The sequence below is a fragment of the Mesorhizobium sp. B2-9-1 genome, from assembly GCF_006439455.1.
Taxonomy (GTDB): domain Bacteria; phylum Pseudomonadota; class Alphaproteobacteria; order Rhizobiales; family Rhizobiaceae; genus Mesorhizobium.
The window spans coordinates 632,671-658,768 of record NZ_VFTP01000001.1; the positions used below are offsets into that span (position 1 = coordinate 632,671).

24 protein-coding genes are annotated in these 26,098 nt (G+C 64.4%); 15 read left to right on the plus strand and 9 right to left on the minus strand.

The window, feature by feature from the left end:
- Positions 1 to 130 precede the first annotated feature (130 nt).
- A complete protein-coding gene (locus FJW05_RS03095) occupies positions 131 to 751 on the minus strand; it encodes a DUF922 domain-containing protein (RefSeq protein ID WP_140627674.1) in 621 nt (206 codons plus the stop codon).
- A gap of 84 nt (positions 752 to 835) precedes the next feature.
- On the opposite strand from FJW05_RS03095, the gene folP reads away from it, so the two are divergent.
- From folP to folK, 3 genes are read left to right on the plus strand one after another with little or no spacing between them, the layout of a single operon-like run.
- Positions 836 to 1,690: a dihydropteroate synthase gene (gene folP, locus FJW05_RS03100; RefSeq protein WP_140627677.1), complete on the plus strand. Its 855-nt coding sequence runs from the start codon at positions 836 to 838 to the stop codon at positions 1,688 to 1,690.
- Positions 1,691 to 1,692: 2 nt separating this feature from the next.
- Complete coding sequence (gene folB / locus FJW05_RS03105) at positions 1,693 to 2,052, plus strand: dihydroneopterin aldolase (protein ID WP_095765255.1); 360 nt, start codon at positions 1,693 to 1,695, stop codon at positions 2,050 to 2,052.
- Entirely contained in the window at positions 2,036 to 2,548 is a 513-nt protein-coding gene (gene folK / locus FJW05_RS03110; protein ID WP_140627679.1) for a 2-amino-4-hydroxy-6-hydroxymethyldihydropteridine diphosphokinase, read from the plus strand. The genes folB and folK overlap by 17 nt, the downstream gene beginning before the upstream one ends.
- Positions 2,549 to 2,618: 70 nt before the next feature.
- Here folK and FJW05_RS03115 read toward each other — a convergent pair whose 3' ends face one another.
- Positions 2,619 to 3,167, minus strand: coding sequence for a DUF924 family protein (locus FJW05_RS03115; protein WP_140627681.1), 549 nt, complete (start codon positions 3,165 to 3,167; stop codon positions 2,619 to 2,621).
- A gap of 9 nt (positions 3,168 to 3,176) precedes the next feature.
- Entirely contained in the window at positions 3,177 to 5,012 is a 1,836-nt protein-coding gene (locus FJW05_RS03120; RefSeq protein WP_140627683.1) for a monovalent cation:proton antiporter-2 (CPA2) family protein, read from the minus strand.
- A 126-nt stretch (positions 5,013 to 5,138) separates the two neighbouring features.
- Between FJW05_RS03120 and FJW05_RS03125 the strand changes: the two genes are divergently transcribed.
- Positions 5,139 to 6,122: an AraC family transcriptional regulator gene (locus tag FJW05_RS03125; protein ID WP_140627685.1), complete on the plus strand. Its 984-nt coding sequence runs from the start codon at positions 5,139 to 5,141 to the stop codon at positions 6,120 to 6,122.
- Between the two features lie 60 nt (positions 6,123 to 6,182).
- On the plus strand, positions 6,183 to 7,394 hold the full coding sequence (locus tag FJW05_RS03130) for an MFS transporter (RefSeq protein ID WP_140627687.1): 1,212 nt from the start codon (positions 6,183 to 6,185) through the stop codon (positions 7,392 to 7,394).
- Between the two features lie 84 nt (positions 7,395 to 7,478).
- Here FJW05_RS03130 and FJW05_RS03135 read toward each other — a convergent pair whose 3' ends face one another.
- Entirely contained in the window at positions 7,479 to 8,375 is an 897-nt protein-coding gene (locus FJW05_RS03135; RefSeq protein ID WP_140627688.1) for a LysR substrate-binding domain-containing protein, read from the minus strand.
- A gap of 257 nt (positions 8,376 to 8,632) precedes the next feature.
- Here FJW05_RS03135 and FJW05_RS03140 point away from each other — a divergent pair, with 257 nt between their 5' ends.
- From FJW05_RS03140 to FJW05_RS03170, 7 genes are read left to right on the plus strand one after another with little or no spacing between them, the layout of a single operon-like run.
- The gene (locus tag FJW05_RS03140) at positions 8,633 to 10,147 is read left to right on the plus strand and encodes a leucyl aminopeptidase (RefSeq protein ID WP_140627690.1); all 1,515 of its coding nucleotides are present in this window, start codon (positions 8,633 to 8,635) and stop codon (positions 10,145 to 10,147) included.
- 38 nt (positions 10,148 to 10,185) lie between these two features.
- Entirely contained in the window at positions 10,186 to 11,103 is a 918-nt protein-coding gene (locus tag FJW05_RS03145; protein ID WP_140628209.1) for a proline iminopeptidase-family hydrolase, read from the plus strand.
- A gap of 4 nt (positions 11,104 to 11,107) precedes the next feature.
- Positions 11,108 to 12,769, plus strand: a complete 1,662-nt coding sequence (locus tag FJW05_RS03150; RefSeq protein WP_140627692.1) for an ABC transporter substrate-binding protein — start codon at positions 11,108 to 11,110, stop codon at positions 12,767 to 12,769.
- 39 nt (positions 12,770 to 12,808) lie between these two features.
- Positions 12,809 to 13,825, plus strand: a complete 1,017-nt coding sequence (locus FJW05_RS03155; protein ID WP_095765265.1) for an ABC transporter permease — start codon at positions 12,809 to 12,811, stop codon at positions 13,823 to 13,825.
- Positions 13,825 to 14,796 (plus strand): ABC transporter permease, encoded by a 972-nt coding sequence (locus tag FJW05_RS03160; RefSeq protein ID WP_140627694.1) that lies wholly within the window; start codon positions 13,825 to 13,827, stop codon positions 14,794 to 14,796. The genes FJW05_RS03155 and FJW05_RS03160 overlap by 1 nt, the downstream gene beginning before the upstream one ends.
- Complete coding sequence (locus FJW05_RS03165; RefSeq protein ID WP_140627695.1) at positions 14,793 to 15,752, plus strand: ABC transporter ATP-binding protein; 960 nt, start codon at positions 14,793 to 14,795, stop codon at positions 15,750 to 15,752. Before FJW05_RS03160 ends, FJW05_RS03165 begins: the two co-directional genes overlap by 4 nt.
- Before the next feature lie 8 nt (positions 15,753 to 15,760).
- Positions 15,761 to 16,750: a dipeptide ABC transporter ATP-binding protein gene (locus FJW05_RS03170; RefSeq protein WP_140627697.1), complete on the plus strand. Its 990-nt coding sequence runs from the start codon at positions 15,761 to 15,763 to the stop codon at positions 16,748 to 16,750.
- Between the two features lie 47 nt (positions 16,751 to 16,797).
- On the opposite strand, the gene FJW05_RS03175 is transcribed toward FJW05_RS03170, so the two are convergent.
- The 4 genes from FJW05_RS03175 to FJW05_RS03190 form a co-directional block, all read right to left on the minus strand.
- Positions 16,798 to 17,352 (minus strand): hypothetical protein, encoded by a 555-nt coding sequence (locus tag FJW05_RS03175; RefSeq protein ID WP_181164831.1) that lies wholly within the window; start codon positions 17,350 to 17,352, stop codon positions 16,798 to 16,800.
- 99 nt (positions 17,353 to 17,451) lie between these two features.
- Positions 17,452 to 18,534: a TIGR01620 family protein gene (locus FJW05_RS03180; protein ID WP_140627701.1), complete on the minus strand. Its 1,083-nt coding sequence runs from the start codon at positions 18,532 to 18,534 to the stop codon at positions 17,452 to 17,454.
- Positions 18,531 to 20,003: a YcjX family protein gene (locus tag FJW05_RS03185; RefSeq protein WP_140627703.1), complete on the minus strand. Its 1,473-nt coding sequence runs from the start codon at positions 20,001 to 20,003 to the stop codon at positions 18,531 to 18,533. Before FJW05_RS03185 ends, FJW05_RS03180 begins: the two co-directional genes overlap by 4 nt.
- Before the next feature lie 63 nt (positions 20,004 to 20,066).
- A complete protein-coding gene (locus FJW05_RS03190) occupies positions 20,067 to 20,570 on the minus strand; it encodes a histidine phosphatase family protein (RefSeq protein ID WP_140542774.1) in 504 nt (167 codons plus the stop codon).
- Between the two features lie 246 nt (positions 20,571 to 20,816).
- On the opposite strand from FJW05_RS03190, the gene dksA reads away from it, so the two are divergent.
- Entirely contained in the window at positions 20,817 to 21,233 is a 417-nt protein-coding gene (gene dksA, locus FJW05_RS03195) for an RNA polymerase-binding protein DksA (protein WP_095765270.1), read from the plus strand.
- 614 nt (positions 21,234 to 21,847) lie between these two features.
- On the opposite strand, the gene FJW05_RS03200 is transcribed toward dksA, so the two are convergent.
- On the minus strand, positions 21,848 to 22,489 hold the full coding sequence (locus tag FJW05_RS03200) for a flagellar biosynthetic protein FliO (RefSeq protein WP_140627705.1): 642 nt from the start codon (positions 22,487 to 22,489) through the stop codon (positions 21,848 to 21,850).
- A 211-nt stretch (positions 22,490 to 22,700) separates the two neighbouring features.
- Between FJW05_RS03200 and FJW05_RS03205 the strand changes: the two genes are divergently transcribed.
- Both FJW05_RS03205 and FJW05_RS03210 read left to right on the plus strand, forming a co-directional pair.
- Entirely contained in the window at positions 22,701 to 25,286 is a 2,586-nt protein-coding gene (locus FJW05_RS03205) for an ATP-binding protein (protein WP_140627707.1), read from the plus strand.
- Between the two features lie 104 nt (positions 25,287 to 25,390).
- On the plus strand, positions 25,391 to 26,098 hold the full coding sequence (locus FJW05_RS03210) for a DeoD-type purine-nucleoside phosphorylase (RefSeq protein WP_140627709.1): 708 nt from the start codon (positions 25,391 to 25,393) through the stop codon (positions 26,096 to 26,098).

The following is a 26,098-nucleotide window of genomic DNA, read 5'->3' on the forward strand; positions in this document are numbered from 1 at the left end:
CGAGGCTTTGGCGCTTCGAACCCGCATTATGTCGTTCGATATAGGCCGATTTCGACCATCACTCGAAAGTTTTTCCGGTCTGGCACCATGCTTGGATGAAATTGGCCCCGGATAGGGCTCGGCGCTCAAGTCAAGGCGGCGGCAACTGGCCGGCTTCGACACGCTCCATCCGGTAGCGCATCAGCCGAAGGATACGGCTTTCGAAATTGACGCTCTCGACGCGGTCGAAGCGGACCTGGTCCTGATCATGCATGGCGAGCTCGGCTGCCTGGACCGCGGCGGCGTTGACCTTCGCCTGCTCGCAGGTCTTTTGCGGGGGGAGTGCCTTCAGTGCATCCTCGAGCAGGCGCGCATGGTTCTTGGCGATCTCGACATGGCGCTCCTCATGCCGCTTGATGTCGGCCGAGAGCGTGTCCCAGACCAGCCTGACGCCGGGATCGGATTTGCGCGGGCGCCGCCATTCGGGGAGGATCACCTTGACCTTCACGGTGACGGCCGCGTCGGCGACACGGCAGGACCCGGCGCTCTGCGCGTAGCTGATGCGGGTGGTGAAGGCCATTTGCGTGGCGCCGGGATGCCGCGACCCGGTGCTCTTCACCTCGGGGCCGTTTTTCGAGAGCTGGTTCTGGATATCGTCGAGCGTGCGGCCGCCGACGCTGAAATAGCTGTAGGTCTTGACCAGACTGGCCGCGCCTGCCGGCATGGCGGTGATCGAGAGCATCAGGGCGCAGAGCAGGGAAGGGTTCATCATATTGCCTCTTCACGCACCTTGCTTTAGGGCCGTCGCCAGCGCAACGGAATTGATTTCGCGCGGATCACGCATGGTTGATGGACAATGACGACAAGGCGGTGGCAGCTGGCTCATGGGCGCTATCTGGACCTCGGTCCGAAGGCGGTCGTCGTTGGCATCCTCAACGTGACGCCCGACAGTTTTTCGGATGGCGGCCTGTTCGCCGCGCCCGAGAAGGCGCTGGAGCAGGCGCGCCGCATGGTCAAGGAAGGCGCGGCGATCATCGACGTCGGCGGGGAATCGACGCGGCCCGGTTTCGCCCCGATCTCCGCCGAGGAAGAGCAGGGGCGCGTGCTGCCGGTCATCGCGGCGCTCGCCGCTTCCGGCGAGGCACTGATCTCGGTCGACACCTATCGCGAGGACACCGCGCGGCTTGGCGTCGCCGCCGGCGCCCATATCGTCAACGACGTCTGGGGGCTGCAGCGTGAGCCGGGCATCGCGCGCGTCGCCGCAGAGACAGGCGCCGGGCTCGTCATCATGCATACCGGGCGCGAACGGCAGAAGCTGCCCGACGTGATCGAGGACCAGTTCCTGTTCCTGCGCAAATCGCTGGAGATCGCGCGCGCCGGCAATGTCGCCGACAGCCAGATCGTGCTCGATGCCGGCTTCGGCTTCGCCAAGGAAACGGCGGAGGAAAACCTCGACCTGATGGCGCGGTTTTCCGAGCTCCAGGCGCTCGGCTACCCGTTGATGGCCGGAACCTCGCGCAAGCGCTTCATCGGCACCGTCACCGGGCGCGATCCGGCGGAACGGGCTGCCGGCACGTCGGCCACCAGCGTCATCCTGCGCTTGAAGGGAGCCGACCTGTTTCGCGTCCACGATGTCGCAATCAACGTGGATGCGCTGGCGGTGACCGATGCTATGCTTCAACGCGAAACCGAGCTTCCTCCCGGACACTGATCATGTACCTCATCCGCATGAAGAACTGCGCCTTCTTCGCCCGCCACGGCGTGCTGGACGAGGAGGAGACGCTTGGCCAGCGTTTCTACGTCGATGCCGAGCTGACGGTCGAGCCGAGCCGGCCGCTGACGGAGGATTCCATCGAGGACACCGTCAATTACGGTGTCGCCTTCTCGGTCATCGAAAAGATCGTGACCGGACATCGCCGCTTCCTGATCGAGGCTCTGGCGCTGGAGGTGGCGAAGGCGCTGACGGCGCGGTTCTCCCAGATCAGGAAAGCCGCGATCACCGTGCGCAAGCCGAACGCCCCGGTGCCGGGCGTGCTCGATCATGTCGAGGTGACCGTTGTCTGGCCAGAATAGCGCCGTCTACCTCAGTCTCGGCGGCAATCTCGGCGACCCGGCGAAGTCCATGGGCGCGGCATTGCGCATGCTGGACGGCGACGACGCGACGCGCGTCACCGCCGTGTCCTCGATTTACCGCACGCCGCCCTGGGGCAAGCTCGACCAGCCCGATTTCCTCAACGCCGCCGCCGCGATCGAGACGGCGCTTTCGCCACGCGCGCTGCTCGAGCTTTGCCTCGATGTCGAGCGGCGGTTGAAGCGCGTGCGCGAGGAGCGCTGGGGGCCGCGCCTCATCGATATCGACATCCTGGTGTTCGGCGACCGGGTGATCCACGAGACCGGGCTCGAAGTGCCGCATCCGCGCATGCTGGAACGCGCCTTCGTGCTGGCGCCGCTGGCCGAGATCGCGCCAGGGCTTTCGGTCGGCGGCAGGAGCGTGTCGGAACGGCTCAAAGCCGTCGATACGTCCGGCATCGAGCGGCTGCCTTCGGGCCGCGAATGGTGGCTCGGCTGATTTTGCATTGTCGCAATTCCGGACGGAAAACCGCTCACACTTTTCCTGGAATTGCTCCAAAGCCGGCCGGTCAGCCGGAAAACCCGCCGCCGTCCAAGAATGCCTGCTCCTCGGCCGTCGTCGCGCGGCCAAGCATCCGGTTCCGGTGCGGAAAACGTCCGAACTGCCGGATGATCGCCAGATGCTCCTCGGCATATTTCAGATAGTCGGGCGCCCTGGCGATTGTGAGCTCGACCGACCTTTCCTGGTCCGCCAGCACTTCGGAATGCTCGAAGGGCAGATAGAGGAAGACGCGCAGCAATTCTTCCAGCTCGAGGTCCTGACCGGCGGCGATCGCCCTGTCGGCGAAGTATCTCGCGAGCGGATCGGTCGCGTACATGTGGCCGGTACCGCGGAAGCAGTTGCGCGGGAACTGATCGAGCAGGATCATCAACGCCAGCGATCCTTCGGCATGCGCATTCCAATCGTCGCATTCGCGCCGCGCCGCGGCGTAATGCAGCTCGAGAAAGCGGCTGCGGAAATCGGCGTCGAAGGCGTCGCTCTTTTCGAACCAGGCGTCCTCGCCGGCGTCGCGCCAGAATGTGATGACCGAAAGCGCTCGCGGATCAAGCTCTGCCATATTTGCCCCTCAGTTCTTGGTCTCTGCCTGGTTCAGCACGACGGCGGTTTCCTGGTTCAGCGCGCGGCCGGCGCGGCGTGGCTGCGTGAGCGGCGTCGGGATCGGCGTGCCGATATTGCCCTTCAGGAAACGCTGGCCGGCGCGCACGCCCTCGGCCAATTGCGTCTCGAAGCGCGCTTCGTCGCGGCGTCGCACATCCTCCATGACTTCGGCGACCTCCTCGGGATCGACGCCAAGCGCCTCCAGCGCGGAGCCGCCGAAGACCAGCGCCGATTCGAAGGTCTCGCGCAGCTGATAGTCGACGCCGGCGCGCACGAGTTGCAGCGCGGTGCCGCGGTCGAAGGCGCGCGCCAGGATGGTGACCAGCGGGAATTCGGCCTTGATAAGCTGGGCGATGCGCACGGCGGCGTCCGGCTTGTCGACGCAGATCAGCACCGCGCGGGCGCGCCCGGCGCCGGCCGCATGCAGGATGTCCAGCCTTGTGCCGTCGCCGTAATAGACCTTGAAGCCGAAATCGGCCGCCGCCTGGATCATCTCCACCTCGTTATCGATGATCGAGACGTCCATCCCGCGCAGCAAAAGCGGCTGGCTGGCGATCTGGCCGAAGCGGCCGAAGCCGATGATCAGCACGCTGCCTGTAAGGCCGTCGGCAATGTCGACGCCGTCGAGGGACTGCTCGTCGCGCGGGGTGAGGTAACGGAGCGCTAGGATCGCCAGCGGCGTCAGCACCATGGAGATGATGACGATGGCAGTCAGCGTGGCGTTGGCCTGGCCGTCGATGATGCCGACTGCGGCAGCGGACGAATAGAGCACGAAGGCGAACTCGCCGCCCTGCGCCATGAAGACGGCGCGTTCGAGCGCCTCGCGATGGCCGCTTTTCAGAATGCGCGCGACGACGTAGATGCCGAATGCCTTCATGACCATGTAGGCGACGACATAGATGGCGATGAGCCGCCAGTTCTGGGCTACGACGCCAAGGTCGAGCGACATGCCGACGGCGAGGAAGAACAGGCCGAGCAGGATGCCGCGGAACGGCTCGATATCGGCCTCGAGCTGGTGGCGGAAGGTCGATTCCGACAATAGCACGCCGGCGAGAAAGGCGCCCATTGCCATCGACAGGCCGGAGAGCTGCATGGCCAGGGCCGAACCCAGCACCACCAGCAGCGCCGCGGCGGTCATGACTTCGCGGGCGCGGGCGTCGGCCAGGATGCGGAAGAGCGGATTGAGCAGGTAACGGCCGGCCACGACCAGTCCCACGATCGCGGCGATGCCGACCCCGACTTCGGTCAGCCGCTCCGAAAGGCTGGTTTCGGCGCCGCCGGGCGCGAGGAATGCGATAAGTGCGAGGAGCGGCACGATCATCAGGTCTTCGAGCAGCAGTATGGAGACGATGCGCTGGCCTTTCGGCGTGGCGATCTCGCCGCGCTCTTCGAGCAGCTGCATGACGATCGCCGTCGAGGTCAGGACGAAGCCGGCGCCGGCGACGAAGGACTGTGCGATGGGGAAGCCTCCGGCTAGTCCGACCAGTGTCAAAAGCACCGCGCAGACGCCGACCTGCAAGGCACCCAGGCCGAAAATCTCGCGCCGCAGGCCCCAGAGCCGCGACGGCTGCATCTCCAGCCCGATGATGAACAGGAACATGACGACGCCGAGCTCGGCGACGTGGAGGATGGCTTCCGATTCGGAAAAGATGCGTAGGCCGAACGGACCGATGACCACGCCGGCGGCGAGGTAGCCGAGGATCGAGCCCAGCCCCATGCGCTTGAAGATCGGCACGGCGACGACGCCCGCGGCGAGCAGCGCCACAACCTGCACCAGATCGCTGCTCGACGCTTCAACTGCCATGCCTGTCGTCCCGTTGCTCGAAGCACTCCTTGCATGCACAGGGAGGGAGAGGCAAGGGCGGGCGGACTGCCTCCGTTGAAGCGGCCTCCGCTTGCCTGCCGGACGTTCGGCATATACAGTACCCGAATGCCTGACTATTCGTCCCGCCCGCCTCTGCATATCCCGATGGATGCGCTCAGCGAAGTCCTACAGGACTTTCGCTTGAGTGGGGTCAACTATGGCCGCTGCGAGCTCCGGCATCCATGGAGCATCGCCTTTCCGCAACAGAAGCTGCTTCGCTTTCACTTTGTCGGCCAGGGTCCATGCTGGATTTATACCGAAGCGGAAGGCTGGCAGGAGTTGCGCGACGGCGATCTGGTGCTGCTGCCGCAAGGCATCGCCCATCGGCTGGCCAGTGCGCCGGACGTTGTCGGCGACTCGCTCGAGAGTTGCCATGTGACCAAGTTGGGGAGCAATGTCTGTGAGGTGGTGCGGGAAGGGACGGGCGCGACAAGCACCCTTTTCTGCGGCTCCATGGCCCTGGGCGCCTGTGCGCTCAATCCACTGATCACGTTGATGCCATCAATTATCAAAGGGTGCGATGTGGCCGGCAACGATCCGGTCGTCGGTCCTTTGCTGGCGGCTATGACGGCTGAAGCCGCGCAACCGCAGATGGGCAGCGCCACGATTCTGTCGCGCATGGCCGACTTGCTGACCGCCCGGCTCATCCGCTGCTGGGTCAATTGCACTGGCGCCTCGACCACCGGTTGGCTCGCCGCTATCCGCGACCCTCATATCGGCCGCGCGCTGGCAGCCATGCACCGAGACCCCGGCCATAACTGGACCCTGGAAAGCCTTGCCGGCCTAGCAGGCCAATCGCGCTCGATTTTCGCCGAGCGCTTCAGCGCTGTGTTAGGGGAGGGCGCTGCCCACTATCTCGCCCGTCTGCGGATGCAACTTGCCCGCGAGTTGCTCGGGCAAAATGGCCTGTCGGTTGCCGAGGTCGCTACCCGTTTGGGCTATGATTCCGAGGCATCCTTTGCGCGCGCGTTCAAGCGCATCACCAATGTTTCTCCTGGCGTGGTGCGCCGCACAATTTCCGGACGAACGGACATGAATTTCGGATTATAAGGTACATATCATCCAAGAGGACTCGTCTATTGAAGACCTCCAGACTTTGGAGATCTTTCAGTGACAGACACAACATTACAGCTTGAAGACGCGGCGATAGACCTCGATGCCGCCGCACCGGCCGCGTGGAGCGCAGCCACATGGTTTGCGGTCATTTCATTGGCGGCCACCAGCTTTGCCCTGGTATCAGCCGAATTCCTGCCGGCAGGCCTGCTGACGCCGATGGCGCGGGACCTCGGCATCAGCGAAGGAACCGCCGGACAGGTCGTCACCGCCACGGCTTCGGTCGGCGCATTGACGGCCATGTTGAGCAATGTCCTCATCGGCCGATTGAACCGCAAGACGGTGCTGGTTGGCCTCAGCGCCCTGGCGGTCGGTTCCAACCTCCTTGCCGCGCTGGCGCCCAATTTCTGGCTGTTGCTGCTGGGCAGGGCCGGACTCGGAATTGCTCTCAGCGCATTCTGGGCACTCTCGGTTGCCGTCGTGGCTAGGCTGGTTGGCGCCAATGCGACAGGTCGGGGCATGGCTATCGTCACCCTCGGCGTCTCGCTCGCCACCATTGCCGCGCCATCGGTCGGCGCGTTGATCAGCGACTGGCTGGGATGGCGCAGCGCCATGGCCTTGACAGCGGGGCTGGCCGTAGTTGCCATGCTGCTGCAGTTGGTAAGCCTGCCGACCCTGCCTGCCACGGCCAGCAATAGTCTTGCGGATGTATTTCGGCTGACACGGCGGCGTGGCATTCAACTCGGCATGCTGGCCATTCTTTTGCTGATGACAGGGCATTTTGCCGGCTCTGTTTATGTGCGCCCCTTCCTCGAACACGTGACGCTCCTCGCCACCGGGCCAATTGCCCTGGCCCTGCTCGGATTTGGCATCGCGGCTGTGATCGGCAACGTCGCCGGCGGCCGTATGGCCGACGCCAATATCCGCATGGCTCTCGTGGGCACCGCCGTGTTGATGGCGTTTTCGGCGCTGGCACTGGTGCTTTGGGGCGTGCACATTGGCGTCGCCTTCGGATTCGTCGCGCTTTGGGGATTGGCCTTCGGCATGGCGCCGGTCGTGCTGCCGACCAACCTGTCCCGCGCGGCACCTGATGCGCTGGAAGCTGCGGGTAGCCTGATGGTCGTCTCCTTCCAGGTTGCCATCACCATCGGCGCGGTTGTCGGCGGCTATGTCGTGGATACCCATGGCGCCACGGGACCTTTGACCCTTACCGTCGTTCTTGCCATGGCGACAGCCGCGCTGGCACTCCTACAGCCTCGCGGCGACTGAACCTTGCTCCGGCTGACCTGGGCAGCCTATATCCGGCCAGTCGGCCGCCGCCTTTTTCTTGCGCGGCGCTTCGGAGGAGACGCGCTACGCGATATCCATCGCGCGCTTATGCTCGGCGATCTCGGCGAGCAGCCAGTCCTGGAACAGGCCGGTGCCTGGCTTGTTTCCGATGCTGCGGCGCTGGTGCAGGTAGATTCCGGCGGGATAGGTATGGCGGGCGCTGAACGGGGCGACAAGCTTGCCTTGCTGCAAAAGGTCCTGCGCCATCATGGTGTCGGCCAAAGCGATCCCCGCGCCGTTTATCACCTCGCGCATGATCAAGGTGCAGTCATCGAGCGTCGTGCTGGATTTGGGCGTGGCGTCCAGAACGCCTTCCTGCTCCAGCCAGCGCCGCCAGCGCATGCTCTCGCATTCGTGGATCAGGTGATGATTGACCAGATCGGCGGGCGTTCTGAGCGGCACCGGTCCCTCAAGCAGCGACGGCGCGCAGACCGGCGTCAGGACCAGCGGGATCAGCAGCGTCAGGGCCGGGCCGGCCTTGTAGACGAACTCGTCGACAATGGCCAAATCGAAGTTGGCGCGCTTGCCCGACGTCGAGATCTCCAGGTCAACGGACGGATGCAGCTTGCGGAAATTAGGCAGCCGGTCCGCCAGCCAAAGGTTCAGGACCGCCGGCACGCAGAGAACCCTGACCCGCTGGGTCCTGCCATGACCATGGACGAAGCTGACATCGTCGGTGGCGCGCCAGATAGCCTCGAATGCTTCGGAGAGGCCGCGCGCATAATATGAGCCCCTGATGGTCGGTGTGATCTGGCGAAAGCCGCGCTCGAACAGCTCTTGGCCAAGGTTCTTCTCGAGCGCGCGGATGTGGCGGCTGACGGCTGAAGGCGTCAAATGCAGCTCCTCGGCTGCATCCTTGATGCTGCCGAGGCGCGCGGCGGCCTCGAAAGCGCGCATGCCATTGAGTGAGGGCAGGGCCATTGGCCGATCATGAAATGTCAGTTGAGTTTTTGTCAATCGACTTGGGCAAAATTGGCGTTTGATCGCCCGGCCGGTTCGGGGATACCCAAAAGGCAAGAGCGACTAAGTCGCCGTCAGAAAACAATTATTTGGGTACTCCGATACCATTCGCCAACGGCGGGAACCGGCCTGACCGGTTTCCACCGGTGGCAGGAGAGGCTTTGTGTGACGCAGCCGACTTGGCCGGAGCCGCCCCCGCAAATGGGAGAACGAGTTTTATGCCTCAGTCGCCGGTGCCGGTCTTTGAAGCGGCTGACGAGATTTCCGGGCAAGCCTCGGTCGTCGTGATCCTGCAAACCGCTCAAGCCGGTTTTGGGCCGCGGGCAGGGGCACTCGACGCTGAAATGGACGGGATCTTGTCCCGCGCGTGTTCCGAGCAGGCCGCGCTTGAGGAGTCCGGCACCTGTATCGATGTCATCGCTCCCAAGGCCATGTCGGCCCGGCGCGTGGTGGTGCTGGCTTTGGGCAATGCCGAGGCTGTAACCACGCTTTCCCTGGCGCGGGCCGGCGGTTTGCTTGCGGCGCATCTGGAAGGCAAGGGCGAATGCGCGGCCACCCTGATGCTGGACCCGCTCGCCGGTGTCGACCTGCCCGCAGCGGAAATACTGGCGCGAGTCGCGCTCGGCATGCGGCTGCGGCGCTATCGTTTCGACCTGCGCAACCGGCGTCAGGGAGCCGGCGCCGACCGCACTTTGCGGGTGCAATTGATCGGCGCGGCCGGCCCGGAGCTGAAGGCGGTGCTGGCGCGGGTCAATGCCATCGCCGACGGCGTCGAATATGCGCGCACGCTGGTCAACCTGCCGCCGAACCATCTCCATCCCGACAATTTCCACGATCATCTGGAGCCGCTGCGCGAGGCCGGCATCGATGTCGAGATCCTCGATGCGGCGCGGCTGAAGGAGCTCGGCATGAATGCGATCCTGGCCGTCGGCTCCGGCTCGGCGCGACCGCCGCGTGTCGCGGTCCTGCGCTATCGCGGCAAGGGCGCTCCCGCGCAGCCGCTGGCTTTCGTCGGCAAGGGCGTCTGCTTCGATTCCGGCGGTCTGTGCATAAAGCGCGGCGAGCAGATGTTCGACATGAAGGCCGATATGGGCGGCGCGGCCGCCGTTGTCGGGCTGTTGATAGCGCTCGCCCGGCAAGGCAGTCCGGTGCATGCCGTCGGCGTGCTCGGCATTGCCGAGAACATGCCGTCCGGCACCGCGCTCAAGCCGCGCGATATCGTCACGACGGCGTCGGGGCAGACCGTTGAAGTGTTCGACACGGATGCGGAAGGCCGACTGATCCTGGCCGACTGCCTCTATTATGCCGCTTCGCGCTTCAACCCCTCGGTGATCGTCGACCTTGCCACGCTGACCTATTCGGTGATGCGCGGCCTCGGCTCGGTCTTCGCCGGCCTTTTCAGCACCGACGACACCATCGCCTCGCGCATGATCGCGGCGGGGGAAAAGGTCGGCGAGCGGTTCTGGCAGCTGCCGCTCGACCGGGCCTATGACGAGGGGCTGCAATCGCCCTTCGCCGATATCCGGCATCACGCCAAGGACATGGAAGACGGCGACGCGCCCTATGCCGCGGCCTTCCTGCGCAATTTCACCGAAGACCGCCCCTGGGTGCATCTCGACATAGCCGGCAAGGAAATGGCCGACAAGGACCGGCCGCTGGGCCGGGAGGGCGCCACGGCCTTCGGCGTGCAGATGCTGGAAGAATGGGTGCAGTCCGGCCGGGCGGCGAACTAGGCGGCAACGAAATGTCTTCAACCACTGAGGGAGCCGGGATGCCGTCCGAGATCGTCAGCAAGGAAGGGCGGGCCGGCTTCGGCGCCTACGAAACCTGGTACCGGATCAGCGGCGCGCTCGATGCCGGCAAGGCCCCGGTCGTGATCCTGCATGGTGGGCCGGGCGCCGCCCATAATTACGTCGACGCCTATAAGCTTCTTGCCAGGGACGGCCGCGCCGTCATCCACTACGACCAGTTGGGCTGCGGCAATTCCACCTTGCTGCCGGAAAAGGGCGCCGATTTCTGGACGCCCCAACTCTTCATCGATGAGCTGGAAAATCTCGTCGACCATCTCGGCATCCGCGGCGGCTTCCATGTGCTGGGTCAAAGCTGGGGCGGCATGCTGGGTGCCGAATATGGCGTGACCCGGCCGAAGGGCCTGAAGTCGCTGACCATCGCCAATTCGCCGGCGTCCATGAAGCTCTGGGTCGAGGAAGCCAACCGGCTGCGCGCCGATCTGCCCCAGGACGTGCAGGACACGTTGACCCGTCACGAACAGGCCGGCACGACGGACGATCCGGCCTACCAGGAAGCGACGATGCGGTTCTACGAACAGCATGTCTGCCGGGTCGTGCCGTTCCCGCCCGAGGTGACGGAAACCTTCGCCCAGATCGTACGCAATCCGACCGTCTACAATGTGATGAACGGGCCGAACGAATTCCACGTCATCGGCACGCTGAAGAGCTGGAGCGTCATCGACCGACTGTCGGCCATTGAGGTTCCGACACTTCTCATCTCCGGCCGTTACGACGAAGCCACGCCCGCGACCGTGCAGCCCTTCAAGGACGGCATCAAGGGATCGCTCTGGCAGATATTCGAGCATTCCAGCCACATGCCGCATGTCGAGGAGCAGGAGCTCTGCATGCGTGTGGTGGGAGACTTCCTGGACGACAACGACAACAGAAAAGGGGAATGACGACATGAAGAAACTGCTTTTGGCGGCGTCGGCCGCGGCATTGCTGGCCGGCTCGTGGCTCGCTCCGGCGCATGCCGAATATCTCAAGGAACACCGGGGCGGCACCATTCGCCTTCTCGCCCGGTCGGCGGCCGGAACGCTCGATCCGCACATCAACTACACGGACCAGGGCTGGCAGATGTACCAGCCGATCTATGACGGCCTGGTCGCCTTCCGCAAGGCCGAGGGCGTCGAGGGTTTTTCGATCGTTCCCGACTTGGCCGAGGCGCTGCCTGAGGTCAGCAATGACGGCAAGACCTTCACCTTCAAGCTGCGCAAGGGCATCAAGTTCTCCAACGGCCAGGACCTCGGCGTGAAGGACGTCGTCGCCTCCTTCCAGCGCATCTTCAAGATTTCCGGGCCGACCTCGGGCACCTTCTATGCCGGCATTGTCGGCGCCGACAAATGCCTGGCCGACACCAAGAGCTGCACGTTGGAAGGCGGCGTCGTCGCCGACGAGGCGGCCGGCACGATCACTCTCAATCTCATCAAGCCGGACGCCGAGATCCTCTACAAGCTTGCCTTGCCGCATGCCGTGATCTTGCCGTCGGACACGCCGGCCGAGGACATGGGCTCCAAGCCGATCCCCAGCACCGGCGCCTACATGATCTCGGCCTTCGATCCCAACAAGGGCATGACGGTTTCCCGCAACCCCAATTTCAAGCAGTGGAGCGAGGAAGCCCAGCCGGACGGCTATCCCGATGTCGTGCAGTATGATTTCGGCCTCTCGGAAGAGGCAGCCGTGACGGCGATCCAGAACGGCGAAGCGGACTGGATGTTCGACGCGCTGCCCAGCGACCGCCTCGGTGAGCTCGGCAGCAAGTCCATGGACCAGCTGCATATCTCGCCGCTTTCAGCTTGGTGGTACGCGCCGCTGAACACGCGCATGGCTCCGTTCGACAATGAAAAGGCGCGCCAGGCCGTCGCCTATGCCGTCGACCGCAACACGCTGGTCAAGCTGTTCGGCGGCAAGGTGCTGGCTTCGCCGGTCTGCCAGGTCCTGCCGCCGGACTTCCCCGGACATGAGGACTATTGCCCCTTCACCAAGAACCCGGGCGCCAAATGGTCGGCTCCGGATGTCGAGAAGGCCAAGCAGCTCGTCGAGGAATCGGGCACCAAGGGCCAGAAGGTGACCATCATCGTCGAGGATACCGCCATCTCGCGGTCGATCGGCGTCTATCTGCAGAGCGTTCTGACCAACATCGGCTATGTCGCCGACGTCAAGCCGATCTCGTCCAACCTGCAGTTCACCTATATCCAGAACACCAACAACAAAGTGCAGATGTCCGTCACCCAGTGGTACAAGGATTACCCGGCGGCGTCGGACTTCCTGAACATCCTGTTCAGCTGCGCTTCCTATCGCGAAGGCTCGGACGCCTCGATCAACATTTCCGGCTTCTGCGACAAGGACATCGACGCCCAGATGCAGAAGGCGCTGGACCTCGGCGTGACCGACCAGAAGGCGGCCGACAAATTGTGGGCGGCAATCGACAAGCAGGTCACCGACAAGGCGCCGGCGGTCGGGCTGTTCACGCCGAAGCGGCTTGATTTCGTCAGCAAGCGCATCGGCAATTTCAAATTCAACCCGCAGTTCAACTGGATTATCACCCAATCCTGGGTGCAGTAAGGGGCCTGGGTCCAGTAACGAACCGCGGAAACACATATCGTGTCCAGCCAAGTCGCCGCCATGCCGCGCAAGACGCGAGGGCCCTGGGCCGTCGCGTTTGCGAAGCTGGCAACGGACAGGGCCGCCATGGCGTCCCTGGCCGTGTTCCTCATCATCGTTCTCGCCTGTTTCAGCGCGCCGCTTTACGCAAAATGGGCGGGCACGGACCCGTTCGCCTCGACGCTCGACGCCGTCATCCAGATCGACGGCGCCGACGTTCCGGTGATGGAACAGTCGACCGAGGGGCTGGGGCTTGGCTACACGCCGATCGGTCCGACATGGCGGCTCGGCAATTATTTCCTCGGCGCCGACAGCCAGGGCCGCGACGTCATGGCAAGGTTGCTCTATGGCGGCCTGAACTCGCTTTTGATCTCGGGCGCAGCCACCATCTTCACGCTGATCGTCGGCACGATGGCGGGACTGATCGCGGGTTATTTCGGCGGCATCACCGATACGGTGCTGTCGCGCTTGCTCGACGTGCTCTGGGCGTTCCCGATCTATCTGCTAGCGATTTCGCTTTCCATCGTCACCATCGCGCAAGGCATCGCGATCGGACCGATCGAGATCCAATCGGGTAGCCTATGGTTGCCGATCATCATCATAGGTATCGTCTATATACCCTATGTCGCGCGCCCGATACGCGGCCAGGTCCTGGCGCTGCGCCACAGCGAGTTCGTGTTCGCCGCGATCAATCTCGGCGTGCCGGGCTGGCGCATCCTGTGGCGCGACATCCTGCCCAACATCACCACCACGCTCATCGTCTTCGTGCCGCTGATGATGGCGCTGAACATGCTGACGGAATCGGCGCTGTCGTTCCTGTCGATCGGCGTGCAGCCGCCGGCCGCGAGCTGGGGCACCATCATCCAGGACGGGCAGGCGCTGCTCTATACGCGACCGCTGGTGGCGCTGGTGCCTGGCCTGGCGATCGCCGTTTCCGTCATGGCTCTCAACGTCTTCGGCGACGGCCTGCGCGATGCGCTCGACCCGCGCTCCAAGGTCCGGTTGGGGCGCGACTGATGTTTTATGCCATCCTTCGCCGCTTCGGCCAGATGCTGTTCGTGATGTTCGGCATCTCGGTCATCGTCTTCCTGATCTTCTTCGCCACGCCCGGCGCCGATCCCGCCGCGCGCATCGCCGGCCGCAACGCTTCTCCCGAAGTGCTGGCCGCGGTTCGCCACAGCTTCGGCTTCGACCAGCCGCTCTACGTGCAATACACGCGCATGATGGAGAAGATATTCGTCACCGGCGACCTGACCTCCTTCGTCAATCGCGGCTGGAAGGTGGTGCCGGCCGTGCTGGATTCGATCCCGGTGACGCTTTCGCTGGTGTTCGGCGCCGCGGTCCTGTGGGTGGTCGTCTCCATCATCATCGGCATCGTCGCCGCGGCCACCCGCGACAGCTGGCTGGACAAGCTTCTGATGGCGCTGGGCCTGCTCGGCATTTCCATGCCGGTCTACTGGCTGGGCGAGGTGATGAACCTGATCACCCAAAGCCGCTATCACGACAGCTGGGCGTTCTCCTGGGTGCCGCCGCTCGGCTACAAGAATTTTTCCGACGATCCCAAGGGCTGGTTCCTGACGTTGGTCATCCCATGGATCACGCTCGCCATCCTCTATATCGGCATTTACGGGCGCGTGCTGCGCGCGGCCATCATCGAATCCATGCAGGAAGATTATATCCGCACCGCCCGCGCCAAGGGCCTGTCGGAGACCCGCATCCTGTTTCGCCATGCGCTGCGCACCTCGCTGATCGCCTTCGTCACCCTTTTCGGTCTCGACTTCGGCGCGCTGGTGGGCGGCTCGGCCTTGCTGACCGAGGTCGTGTTCGGCCTGCACGGCATCGGCAAGCTCACCTATGACGCGCTGCAGAATCTCGATTTGCCGATGATCATGGCGACGGTCATGTATGCTTCGATGTTCGTGGTGATCGCCAACGCGGTCGTCGATTTCGTCTACATCCTTCTCGATCCGCGCCTGAGGGCATCATGATATTGTCGGTGCGCGATCTCAAAGTCTCCTTCCGCACCCATGACGGGCCGGTGCGCGCCATCGACGGCGTTTCCTTCGACCTCGAGGAAAGCGAGATCCTCGGCGTCGTCGGCGAATCCGGCTCCGGCAAGACGGTGTCGCTGCTCGCTGTGATGGGGCTTATCACCGACCCGAACGCCACCATCGAAGGCTCGATCCGCTACAAGGGCCGCGAACTGGTGGGACTGCCGACGCGCGAGCTGAGGCGCCTGCGCGGCAACGAGATCGCGATGATCTTCCAGGACCCGATGACGGCGCTGACGCCGGTCTACACGATCGGCTGGCAGATCGCCGAGCAGATTCGGGCGCATCGTGGGTTAAGCAAGTCCAAGGCGATGGAGCGCGTCGAGCAGTTGCTGGCGGAGGTGAATTTTCCCAACCCGCACGAGGCGATGTCGCGCTATCCGCACCAGCTTTCCGGCGGCATGCGGCAGCGGGCGGTGATCGCGATGGCCTTGTCCTGCGATCCGGCGCTGCTGGTGGCCGACGAGCCGACCACCGCGCTCGATGTCACCGTGCAGGCCGGCATTCTCGACCTCGTGCGCAAATTGCGGGCGAAGCACAAGTCGGCGGTGGTCTTCATCACGCATGACATGGGTGTGGTCTCCGAGCTCGCCGACCGCGTCATGGTCATGTATGCCGGCCGCGTGGTGGAGCGCGGCACCCGCACGGAGCTGTTTTCCGATCCGCGGCACCCTTATACGCGCGCCCTACTTGGCTCGATCCCGCCGCTGACCGGCGAGAAACCGCGCCGCCTGCCGGCCATCCCTGGCTCGCCGCCGTCCTTACTGCGGCTGCCGCAAGGCTGCGCCTTCGGTCCGCGCTGCCCGGTCCGCTACGAGCCTTGCGAGGCTGGCAAGCCGGGTCTCGGCGCGAGCGCGCATGCCGCCGCGTGCTTTCGGGTGGCGCAGGCATGAGCGAGTTGATGACAGACACAGATCGCCCGATCCTAGAGACGCGCTCGCTGGCAAAACGCTTTTCGATCGGCACCCGCTTTTCCGCCGAAGGCAGGCGGACCGTCCACGCGGTGGACAACGTCTCGCTGACCGTGCGGCGCGGCGAGACTGTCGGGCTGGTCGGCGAGTCCGGATGCGGCAAGTCCACGCTGGCGCGCTGCCTGGTTCGGCTCTACGACATCACCGACGGCAAGCTTTTGTTCGAAGGCGACGACATCACCTCGAAGTCGCTGTCCGAGCTCAGGCCGCTTAGGCGCCGCTTGCAAATGGTCTTCCAGGATCCCTCGGCCTCGCTCAATCCGCGCCGGCGCGTCGGCGATCTCGTCGCCGAGCCGCTGCGTATCCACGGCACGGTTTCGGCGCGTAAGATCACCGCGCGCGTGGCGGAGCTGTTCGAGCTGGTCGGATTGTCGCCGGACCATATGATGCGCTATCCGCACGAATTCTCCGGCGGGCAGCGCCAGCGCGTCGGCATCGCGCGGGCGATCGCCTTGAACCCCGACATTGTCGTGCTGGACGAGCCGGTCTCCGCGCTCGACGTGTCGGTGCAGGCCCAGATCGTCAACCTGCTCGCCGATTTGCAGGAGAAGCTGAAGCTCACCTATATCTTCATCGCCCACGATCTCTCGGTAGTGCGCCAGGTCTCGACCCGCATCGCGGTCATGTATCTCGGCTCGATCGTCGAGGAGGGCCCGGCGGAAGAGGTCTTTGCGACACCCGCCCATCCCTACAGCCAGGCGCTGATCTCGGCGGTTCCCATCGTCGAGACGACGCCTGCGGGCGCGCGCAAGCGCATCATCCTCACCGGCGACGTGCCGAGCCCGCTGAAGCCTCCGTCCGGATGCCGCTTCCATCCGCGATGCCCGATCGCGGCGGACCGGTGCCGTTCTGAGCGGCCGGAACTGAAGGAATATCGTCCGGGCCGCAAAGTGGCCTGCCACTTCCCGACTTTGACCTGAACCGTCTTGTAGCGGGTGCCGGACGCGGGCTGCCGGAACGCGCCGGATCAGTTCTTGGCGATGGCGCCGACTTCGACCGAATCAACCCGCTTCAGGCTCATGCCGATCACCGGCACCAGCTGATTGTCGACGCGCACGGCCACCGTCACGGTCATCGAATTGCCGTCGGGGACACGCGCCTGCATGACGCCGTTCAACTGCTTGCGATTGATGGTGAAGACGACCTTCTGGGCGTCGACGACATTGCCGCCGACAATGTCCATGCCGCTTTCAGTCGAGCCGCCCATGAAGGTGCCCCTGTAGCCATCGCGGCCCTTGCGCTCGACGCTGGCCGACATCTTTTGCGTGAACACGCCGACCCTGCAGCCGCCGTCAAGCGTCATGCCGAGCTTGCTGGCGGGCGTCGAGCCATTGAAATCGCAGGTGAATTTGGTGCCTTTGTACTTGCCGGCGATGATCTCGCCAGGGCCGACCCATCTGCCTTCGACGGAGCGGAAAAACTGCTTGTCCGGCTCTGCGCCAACGGCCTTTTCGACGAGGCCGAGCGGCGCGGCAATCGTAATGGCGGCAGGCAGGACGCAGGACAGGATTACGCTTCTCATCGACGACACCCGGCACGAAAGAGTCTATTCTTGGGACCGGACCGACCATGCAGAAGATTGGTTAATGCTTCGTCACCCGCGGTGGGTCGCGCGTTTACCTTATCGGTCGTCCTGGCCGTTCTTTCGTGCCGCGAACGACGTCAGCGCCGAGAGGAAATCGCCGAGGCCCGGGCGCTTCACGGCGATGAACGGCAAGGGGCGTGCCGTTTCCATCGCCGCGATGCCGATGCGCGCCGTCATCATGCCGTTGACGACGCCTTCGCCGAGTTTTGCCGAGAGTTTTGCGGCAAGCCCATGGCCGACGATCTGCTGCACGAAACTGTCGCCCACCGCGATCGAGCCGGTCACCGCCAGATGCGCGAGCACGCCGCGCGCCAGCCGGAAGAAGCCGAGCGTGCCTGGGCGGCCGCCATAGAGCTCGGAGAGACGCCGGATCAGCCGCCCGGCCTCGAACACGACATAGGCGATGTCGACCAGCGCGCGCGGGCTGACCGCCGTTATGAGCGACACGCGCTTCGCCGCCTCCAGAATCATGACTTTGGCGCGGGCATCGAGAGGCGACAGGATTTCGGTCTCGGCCAGCCGTACCAGATTGGCGCCGTCGATGATCTCGCCGCGCAATTCGGCGAGCGAACGGCGGCCGGCGGCGGTCTCGGGTTTTGCGGCGACGAAAGTCGAGAGCTCGTCGACCAAGGCGCGCGCCGCCTTGGGGTCGTCGCGCGCCACGGCATCCAGGGCCCGTTTCTGCATCTTTTCGACTTCGGCAAGGCGGGCGATGGCGAGGAATTCGCGGACGAGGATGACGAGCAGCGAGAGCAGCGCGATCGCCGCCATGCCGGCCGCCAGCCAGCCGAGCCATTCGGCGCGCGCGAACAGGTCGCGGATCAACTGGTCGGCCCAAAGGCCGACCGCCAGCGAGACGAGCACGCCGAGAGCGCCGAAGAACAGCCGGGAAAGCAGCGAACGCTTTCTCGGCGCTGTCGCCGGCGGCGGGAGCGCGGCCTCGACATCCGGCTCGTCGAAGACGTCGACTTCCGAGGGGATCACGACCGCTAAATCGCCCCTCGCGGCACGTGGCCTGCGCGCCGGCGGCTCCTCTGCGGCGCTATTTCGCTGTGGTTGCGGCGGCGCTTCGGTCTCAGGCTCGATGCGGAAGGCCGCCGGTTTGCGGGACGCGGTCATGCCAGATGATCTCCGATAAGGAACTGTAGCGCGCGGTCGAGCCGGATATGCGGCAAGGACAGCGTGACGCCTTCGGCGGTGCGTTCAAGCTTCGGCGGGCGGAAACGCACGAAGCGGATCGCCGATTCGGCGCTGTCCGCCGGCGATCCGGAAACGTCGAACACCGCGTCGACCTTTTCCGGCAAATCGCCCGGGAAGATGGCGGTTTCGGTCTTTCCGTCGAATGTCTCGCCGTTGATCGTCTCGCTTTTCAGCGGCATGCCGATGATGACGGGGAGTGTCTCTCGCCCCTGCTTCACCGTGCCTTCGCGGGTCGAGCGAACGGCGGCCATGGCGACGACATCGACGGCTGCGCCGCTGAAATTCGCCCGCGCGACGGCGCGGTCGGTCAGCCGGCGCACGATCGCCTGCAGCCGGTCATGGCTTTCGTGGTGCAGATGGTCCGCCTTGGTCGCGGCCACCAGGATGCGGTCGATGCGGCGCGAGAAGAAGTCGGTCAGGAAATTGCCCCGTCCGGGCCGGAAGCAGGACAGGATCTCGGTGACCGCGCGCTCCAGATCGGCCATCGCGGCCGGGCCGGCATTGAGCGCCTGCATGGCGTCGATCAGCACGATCTGCCGGTCGAGGCGGGCGATGTGCTCGCGAAAGAACGGTTTGACGACATGCGTCTTATAGGCCTCGTAGCGGCGCTCCATCATCGCCCGCAGGGATCCGGAGCGCGGCCGGCCTTGCGACAGCGTCAGCAGCGGCGCGAAGGTGAGCGCCGGCGAGCCTTCGAGATCGCCCGGCATCAGAAAACGGCCTGGCGGCAGCGTCGACAGCGCGCGGTCGTCGAGCTTGCACGCCTTGAGATAGGCGGCAAAGCTTTCGGCCAATCGCCGGGCGGTCATCTCGTCGGCGTCGGCATCGGGATCGATGGTGGAGGCCAACTCACGCCAGGCCTGCGACAGGTCGCAGCGGACGGGCAGGGCGGCCAACTCGACCGCCTCGCGCGAAAAATCGGCGAAGGATTTGCCGAGCAGCGGCAGGTCGAGCAGCCATTCGCCGGGATAATCGACGATGTCGACCGACAGTTTTCCAGCGGAAAACAGACGATTCCAGCCGGAAGCCGACTCATATTCGATGGTGAGCCGGAGCTCGGAGATGGCGCGCGTAGAGTCCGGCCAGACGCGCTCGTTCACCAAAGCCGCGACATGATCTTCATATTGGAAACGCGGAACGGCATCGTCCGGCTGCTCCTCGAGGAAGGCGCGGGCGATGCGGCCGGATTTCTGCGCCTCGAACAGCGGCAGGCGACCGCCATGGATGAGATTGTGGACGAGGGCGGAGATGAACACCGTCTTGCCGGCGCGCGACAGGCCGGTGACGCCAAGGCGCATTGACGGAGAGAAGAGCTCGGCGGCGCGGCCCGACAACGTGTCGAGCGCAATCCTCGCCTCGTCGGTAAAACTGGTCAGCGATGATGCCAAATCAGGCCTCTGGTTGCGCGTCAGCGCCCGATATAGGCCCTGGGCCGTGCGTTTGAAATGGCCTCAGAGGTCGGCCGGCGTGAGAAAAGCTTCGAGATAGCCATTGCCCTGCGCCGCTTCGGCAAGGTTGCCGGGAAAGCGCACCACGGCAAGGCCGGAGGTCGGAAAACCATGATTCATCATGCCGCGCGCCGCCTGCTCGCCATTTCCGGACACCGCCATGGCCAGATCTTCGGTCATGGGGTTGTGGCCGATCACCAGAAGCTGGCCGGCGTCCCGATTTTTGCGGATGATCTCCAGATAGCCGGCCGCATCCTCGCTGTAGAGCGTATCGAAGAACAGCACCCGGCCGGTGTCGGTGCGCCCCGCCAGGCCTTCCAGCGTCTGCCTGGCCCGCTTGGCGCTGGAGCAAAGGGTGACGTCCGGCACATAGTTGCGGGCCCGCATGGCCTCTCCGATCGCTTCGGCATCGGCCATGCCCGATTCGTCGAGCGGGCGATCGAAATCGCGCATGCCGGGCAGCGCCCAGCCGGCTTTGGCATGCCGCAACAGATAAAGTCTGCTCAACCGGACCCCCATGGCGCTACCTTCCCGGCAAAGCGCGATTAGTCACCAGAACGATGTCATGCACAATGGTCGGCCGGCAACTGCAACGAATCATGTGCGAATTCGTTTTCTGCCGTTGAACAACGTCGCCGCCGGAGTTGCCGATGCAAGACTAACAATTGCGTGAAACTGTCGCCGATAGCGCTTGTGCAGGCTCTTTTCCCCGAATATATAGGCGCCAAATTTTGGGGTTGTTGGGTGAGTCGAATGAACGATATCGTTACCGCCAATTACGTACCCTCCGAAGACGAGCCGTTCATGAACGAACGGCAAAAATCGTACTTCCGTCAAAAGCTTATCACCTGGAAGAACGACATTCTGCGCGAAGCGCGCGAAACCCTAGAAATCCTGCAGCAGGAAAACGCCAATCATCCCGACCTAGCCGATCGCGCCTCCTCCGAAACCGACCGTGCCATCGAATTGCGCGCCCGCGATCGCCAACGCAAGCTCATCTCGAAAATCGACTCCGCGCTCCAGCGCATCGACGAAGGCACCTATGGCTATTGCGAGGAGACCGGGGAGCCGATCGCGCTGAAGCGGCTCGATGCGCGTCCGATCGCGACGTTGTCGATCGAGGCGCAAGAGCGCCATGAACGCCGCGAGAAGGTCTATCGCGACGACTGACGCGATCCAACAGGCAGGAACATCGAAAATGGCCGGAATTCCGGCCATTTTTTGTTTTCAGCGCTCAGGGCGCGGAAGGCTCGCCTCCGCCGGCAAGCTGCCGTTAAAGCGCTTCACGGTTTTCACCATTCCACGGAAATGGCGAACCGCTCTATCTCTTTGTTTTTACGCAATTCCAGACGGAAGCTACGGCGAAGCCGCCAAGCCTAACCGCGCACACTTTCCCTAGTTCCCCGACACAGGGATTTTGAAGGGCTGCCGTTTTGTCTTGGTGCAGGATTTTCCGTTCATTTCGTGAAACCAGCGCAAACGCTGGAGATTGGCGGAAGCCGCCCCAACCTCGTCATTCTATGGCGGAGCAAGGAGCGAAGCGACGCGCGCAGACCATAGAATCCATTCCGTGACGTGGACGCGCTGCGACGGTGCAGAATCTTGCTCCGTTGCATTCCTTGGCGAAGGTAACGGCATGGATTCCAGGGTCTTCGCGACGCCGCTTCGCGGCTGCTCCGCCCTGGAATGACGACAGGGTGAGCGTTTCGGCCAATCTCCAACGCATGCACCTGCCAACGCAAACAGAGCCGACCCGGTCAAAATCCCTGTGCAGTGCCGTTGGGTCAGCGCTTGTGGCTGCCCAACTCGCCAAGCAGCTTGGTCATCTCGTCATCGAGCGAAGGCTTGGCCGCGGGCTTGCTGGGTGCCGGCTGGGAATGCGTCTCGTCGAGAGAGGTCTCGAGCTCGTGCATCAGCGTGTCGTCGACGGAATCGTTTGGGGGCGGCGGCGCATATCGGGTGCTGCCGTTCGTCGTTCCGTAGCCCGGCAGCGGCATAACCTTCGCCGTCGGCTGGCTCGGCGCCGCCGGCTTGGGTGCAGGTGCGGGCGCCGGTTGCGGCGCGCGCGGGCGTTGCGCAACTCCTATCTGCTGCTGACCGGCATCGCCCGTCAATGCCGGGCGGCGCAGCGCCGCCAGCCTGATGTCGCGCTCGACCACGACATCGGTCGGCCCGCCGATCAGGATCAGATGCTCGATGTCGTCGCGGCGCACCAGGACAAGCCGGCGATGGCTGTCGACAGCGGTGGCATCCATCACGGCAAGCCGCGTCTTGCGGTTCCTGCCGCCGGCGACGAAGGTGCCGAACGTCAGGTTGCGGACCACCTTGATGGCGAGCAGGACGACAACCAGCATGATGAGAGCCGCTACCGTCCACAGGATTGCAGCGACATAACCCGGGCCCGCTACATTATCCAGCCACTGCATCAGTGCACCCCAATCGCCATCTTTGAAGTCAGGGGACACTAGACCGTTGGGACCAGCGACCGCAAGTTCACATCACCCATCGTGAACAGTTTGAAACATGAATCGTTGATTTTATCGGACATTTGCCGCCGAGGCCTTTTCCGCTACAGGAGAATGTGATTCAACCGGCCGTCCGTGCCCGTCGGACACCGGAATCACGAGCAGGGGGACCATGGCCAAGGAAGCGCGCGGCGATTTCTATCCGGTGCCGATCGTCGACCAGAACACGCGTCCGGGCGCCGTCACGAGGCTCATCGTCTTCATCGTCGTCTTGACCGGCGCCGCGATCGTCTTCGGACTTTTCCGCGAGCGCCTCGGCGATCCTTTCCTGCTCGGCATGCTCGGCGTGCTCGCCATGATCGGCGTCGGCTTCCTGTTCGCGACCGCGATCGGCTTCGTGCAGATCGCACCGCGTTCAACCGGCGACGAATTGTCGAAAGCCTTCGTCGACTCCATGTCGCAGGGCCTGCTGGTCACCGACACCAAGGGCCGCGTCGTCTACGCCAACCGCGCCTATGCCGACATGACGGGCGCTGCCTCGGCCGCCGATCTCAAGACCGTCGAAGGGCTGTTGTCGGATGTTCCCGAGGCCTCGATGACGATCTACCGGCTGGCGTCGGGCCTGCGCGACGGCCAGGCCGGCGACGGCGAGTTCCGGCTGGCGCAATCGATCAAACCAGGCGCCGAACCGGGCGCGCGCTGGTACCGCGCCCGCGCCCGCGCCTTCAGCATGCCCGGGCAAAGATTGCCGATGCTGGCCTGGCAGCTCGCCGACATTTCGCAGGAACGGGCGGAGCAGGAGCGTTTCTTCCTCGACCTGCAGAAAGCCATCGACCATCTAGACCATGCGCCGGCCGGATTCTTCTCTGCCGACCAGGAAGGCCGCGTCACCTATATCAACGCCACGCTCGCCGAGTGGCTGGGCATCGACCTTGCCTCCTTCACGCCGGGCGCCATCACGCTGCCGGAAATCATCGCCGGCGACGGCATGGCGCTGGTCCGCTCGGTCAAGGCCGACCCCGGTACCACCCGCAACGCCGTCATCGATCTCGATCTCACCACGATGAGCGGCCAGGCGCTGCCGGTGCGCTTCATGCACCGGGTTTCGGCAAGCCGCGAAGGCGTGAACGGCCCGACCCGCACGATCGTGCTCAACCGCACCCAGGGCGAGGACGCTTCCGCGGAGCTGCGGGCCTCCGAGGTTCGCTTCACCCGCTTCTTCAACTCGACGCCGATGGCCATTGCCGGCGTCGATGCGAGCGGACGCATCCTGCGCACCAACGCGCCATTCCTGCAGCTGTTTTCGTCCGTGGTCGACCGCGACGCCGTCGACCGGCGGGTGCGGTTCGAGACTATCGTCCACGAGCGCGACCGGCCGGCATTCGCCGCCGCCTTCGAGAAGGCGCGGCAGCGGCAGGCCAATATCGAGCCGATCGATTCCGTCCTGCCCGGCAATGAGGAGCGCCACATCCGCTTCTACGTCAATGCCGTCGCCGACAGCGCGGGCAGCGAAGGCGCCGAGGAGGCGGCGATCGTCTATGCGGTAGAAACCACCGAGCAGAAGGCGCTTGAGGGCCAGATGGCGCAGAGCCAGAAGATGCAGGCTGTCGGCCAGCTCGCCGGCGGTATCGCGCACGATTTCAACAACGTGCTGACCGCCATCATCATGGCGTCCGACCTTCTCTTGACCAACCACCGGCCGTCGGACCCGTCCTTCCCCGACATCATGAATATCAAGCAGAACGCCAACCGGGCGGCCTCGCTCGTGCGGCAATTGCTCGCCTTCTCGCGCAAGCAGACGCTGCGGCCGGAAGTGCTCAACCTGACCGATGTTCTGGCCGATCTCAGGATGCTGCTCGCACGCCTCGTCGGCAACGACATCAAGCTGAAGATCGACCACGGCCGCGACCTGTGGCCGGTCAAAGTCGATATCGGCCAGTTCGAGCAGGTGGTGGTCAATCTCGCCGTCAATGCGCGCGACGCCATGCCGAGCGGCGGCGATCTCACCGTGCGCACCCGCAACGTCACCGCCGACGAGTGCAAATCCTTCGCCTACCGCGAATTGACGCCGGCCGACTACGTGCTCGTCGACGTCGAGGACACCGGCAGCGGCATTGAGCCCGACGTGCTGAAGAAGATCTTCGAGCCGTTCTTCACGACCAAAGAAGTGGGCAAGGGCACCGGCCTCGGCCTGTCGATGGTCTACGGCATCATCAAGCAGACCGGCGGCTTCATCTTCTGCGATTCCGAAGTCGGCAAGGGCACGGTGTTCCGTATCTTCCTGCCGCGCCACATCGCCGAGGTGAAGAAGCAGGCCGAGCCTGGCGAGGCGCCGTCGACAGCGGCGACTGCTCCGGCCAAGACCGCCGACACCGCGAAAGATCTTTCCGGCTCGGCCACGGTGCTTCTAGTCGAGGACGAAGACGCCGTGCGCATGGGCGGCGTGCGGGCGCTGACCTCGCGCGGCTATACCGTGCACGAGGCGTCGTCCGGCGTCGAGGCGCTTGAAGTGTTCGAGGCGCTCGGCGGCAAGGTCGATATCGTGGTGTCCGACGTGGTGATGCCGGAGATGGACGGGCCGACATTGCTCGTCGAGCTGCGCAAACGCCAGCCTGACATCAAGTTCGTGTTCGTTTCGGGCTATGCCGAGGACGCGTTTGCGAAGAACCTGCCGGCCGAGGCGCATTTCGGCTTCCTGCCGAAACCGTTCTCGCTCAAGCAACTGGCGACGATCGTCAAGGACGTGCTGGAATCCTAGGGCGTTCAGCGCTTCCCTGGATTGCCCTAAATAAGCCAGAGCTTGCGCATTGCGGCAGTCCTGCCATGATGGTCGCCGGATGGGTCTATCAGGGGTGATAGCGCGTGACGCCGCATATCGAGGCGGAGAGGGGGGACTATGCCGAAACGGCGCTCTTGCCGGGCGATCCCGAGCGCGCCCGATGGATGGCGGAAACCTTTCTCGAGGCGCCGCGCTGTGTGAACCGCCGAAGGGGCGCGCTGGGCTTCACCGGCCGGTTCCGCGGCAAGCCGGTCAGCATCCAGGCGACCGGGATAGGGGCGCCGTCTTTCCTGATTTATGCCTTTGAGCTGATGGAGCATTACGGCGTCAAAACGCTGATCCGCACCGGCACATGCGGCGGCTTGTCGGAAGACGTGCCTTTGCGCGGCGTCGTCATCTCCAGCGAGGTGCGGGCCGAGAGTGCAATCAGCGGACAGGTCTTCGGCCTTTACCAGCCGGCGGGACCGGACCAGACGCTGCATGCGCTGGCGCTGCAACGCGCGGCCGATCTCGGCATAGCCTGCAGCGCGGGTCTGACGATCTGCAGCGACGTGTTTCATCATCCCGACGGCCGCGCCCGGTTTGACGAGCCGATGGCGCTGCGGGCGTTGGCCGTAGATATGGAAACCAGCGCGCTCTATCGGATTGTGGCGCAGTTCGGCGCGCGAGCGCTGTCGCTGCTGACCGTTGTCGATCATGTCGCCACCGGTGAATTGACCGACTATTCGGAGCGCCAGGCGCTTTTCACCGACATGACCCGGCTGGCGCTCGAAGTCGCAGCCGAGAGCTAG

Bases quoted from the DNA above. Each gene is read 5' to 3' on its own strand.
- FJW05_RS03095 (WP_140627674.1), bottom strand. From the start codon at position 751: ATGATGAACCCTTCCCTGCTCTGCGCCCTGATGCTCTCGATCACCGCC.
- folP (WP_140627677.1), top strand. From the start codon at position 836: ATGACGACAAGGCGGTGGCAGCTGGCTCATGGGCGCTATCTGGACCTC.
- folB (WP_095765255.1), top strand. From the start codon at position 1,693: ATGTACCTCATCCGCATGAAGAACTGCGCCTTCTTCGCCCGCCACGGC.
- FJW05_RS03115 (WP_140627681.1), bottom strand. From the start codon at position 3,167: ATGGCAGAGCTTGATCCGCGAGCGCTTTCGGTCATCACATTCTGGCGC.
- FJW05_RS03120 (WP_140627683.1), bottom strand. From the start codon at position 5,012: ATGGCAGTTGAAGCGTCGAGCAGCGATCTGGTGCAGGTTGTGGCGCTG.
- FJW05_RS03125 (WP_140627685.1), top strand. From the start codon at position 5,139: ATGCCTGACTATTCGTCCCGCCCGCCTCTGCATATCCCGATGGATGCG.
- FJW05_RS03135 (WP_140627688.1), bottom strand. From the start codon at position 8,375: ATGGCCCTGCCCTCACTCAATGGCATGCGCGCTTTCGAGGCCGCCGCG.
- FJW05_RS03140 (WP_140627690.1), top strand. From the start codon at position 8,633: ATGCCTCAGTCGCCGGTGCCGGTCTTTGAAGCGGCTGACGAGATTTCC.
- FJW05_RS03145 (WP_140628209.1), top strand. From the start codon at position 10,186: ATGCCGTCCGAGATCGTCAGCAAGGAAGGGCGGGCCGGCTTCGGCGCC.
- FJW05_RS03150 (WP_140627692.1), top strand. From the start codon at position 11,108: ATGAAGAAACTGCTTTTGGCGGCGTCGGCCGCGGCATTGCTGGCCGGC.
- FJW05_RS03160 (WP_140627694.1), top strand. From the start codon at position 13,825: ATGTTTTATGCCATCCTTCGCCGCTTCGGCCAGATGCTGTTCGTGATG.
- FJW05_RS03165 (WP_140627695.1), top strand. From the start codon at position 14,793: ATGATATTGTCGGTGCGCGATCTCAAAGTCTCCTTCCGCACCCATGAC.
- FJW05_RS03170 (WP_140627697.1), top strand. From the start codon at position 15,761: ATGACAGACACAGATCGCCCGATCCTAGAGACGCGCTCGCTGGCAAAA.
- FJW05_RS03175 (WP_181164831.1), bottom strand. From the start codon at position 17,352: ATGAGAAGCGTAATCCTGTCCTGCGTCCTGCCTGCCGCCATTACGATT.
- FJW05_RS03180 (WP_140627701.1), bottom strand. From the start codon at position 18,534: ATGACCGCGTCCCGCAAACCGGCGGCCTTCCGCATCGAGCCTGAGACC.
- dksA (WP_095765270.1), top strand. From the start codon at position 20,817: ATGAACGATATCGTTACCGCCAATTACGTACCCTCCGAAGACGAGCCG.
- FJW05_RS03200 (WP_140627705.1), bottom strand. From the start codon at position 22,489: ATGCAGTGGCTGGATAATGTAGCGGGCCCGGGTTATGTCGCTGCAATC.
- FJW05_RS03205 (WP_140627707.1), top strand. From the start codon at position 22,701: ATGGCCAAGGAAGCGCGCGGCGATTTCTATCCGGTGCCGATCGTCGAC.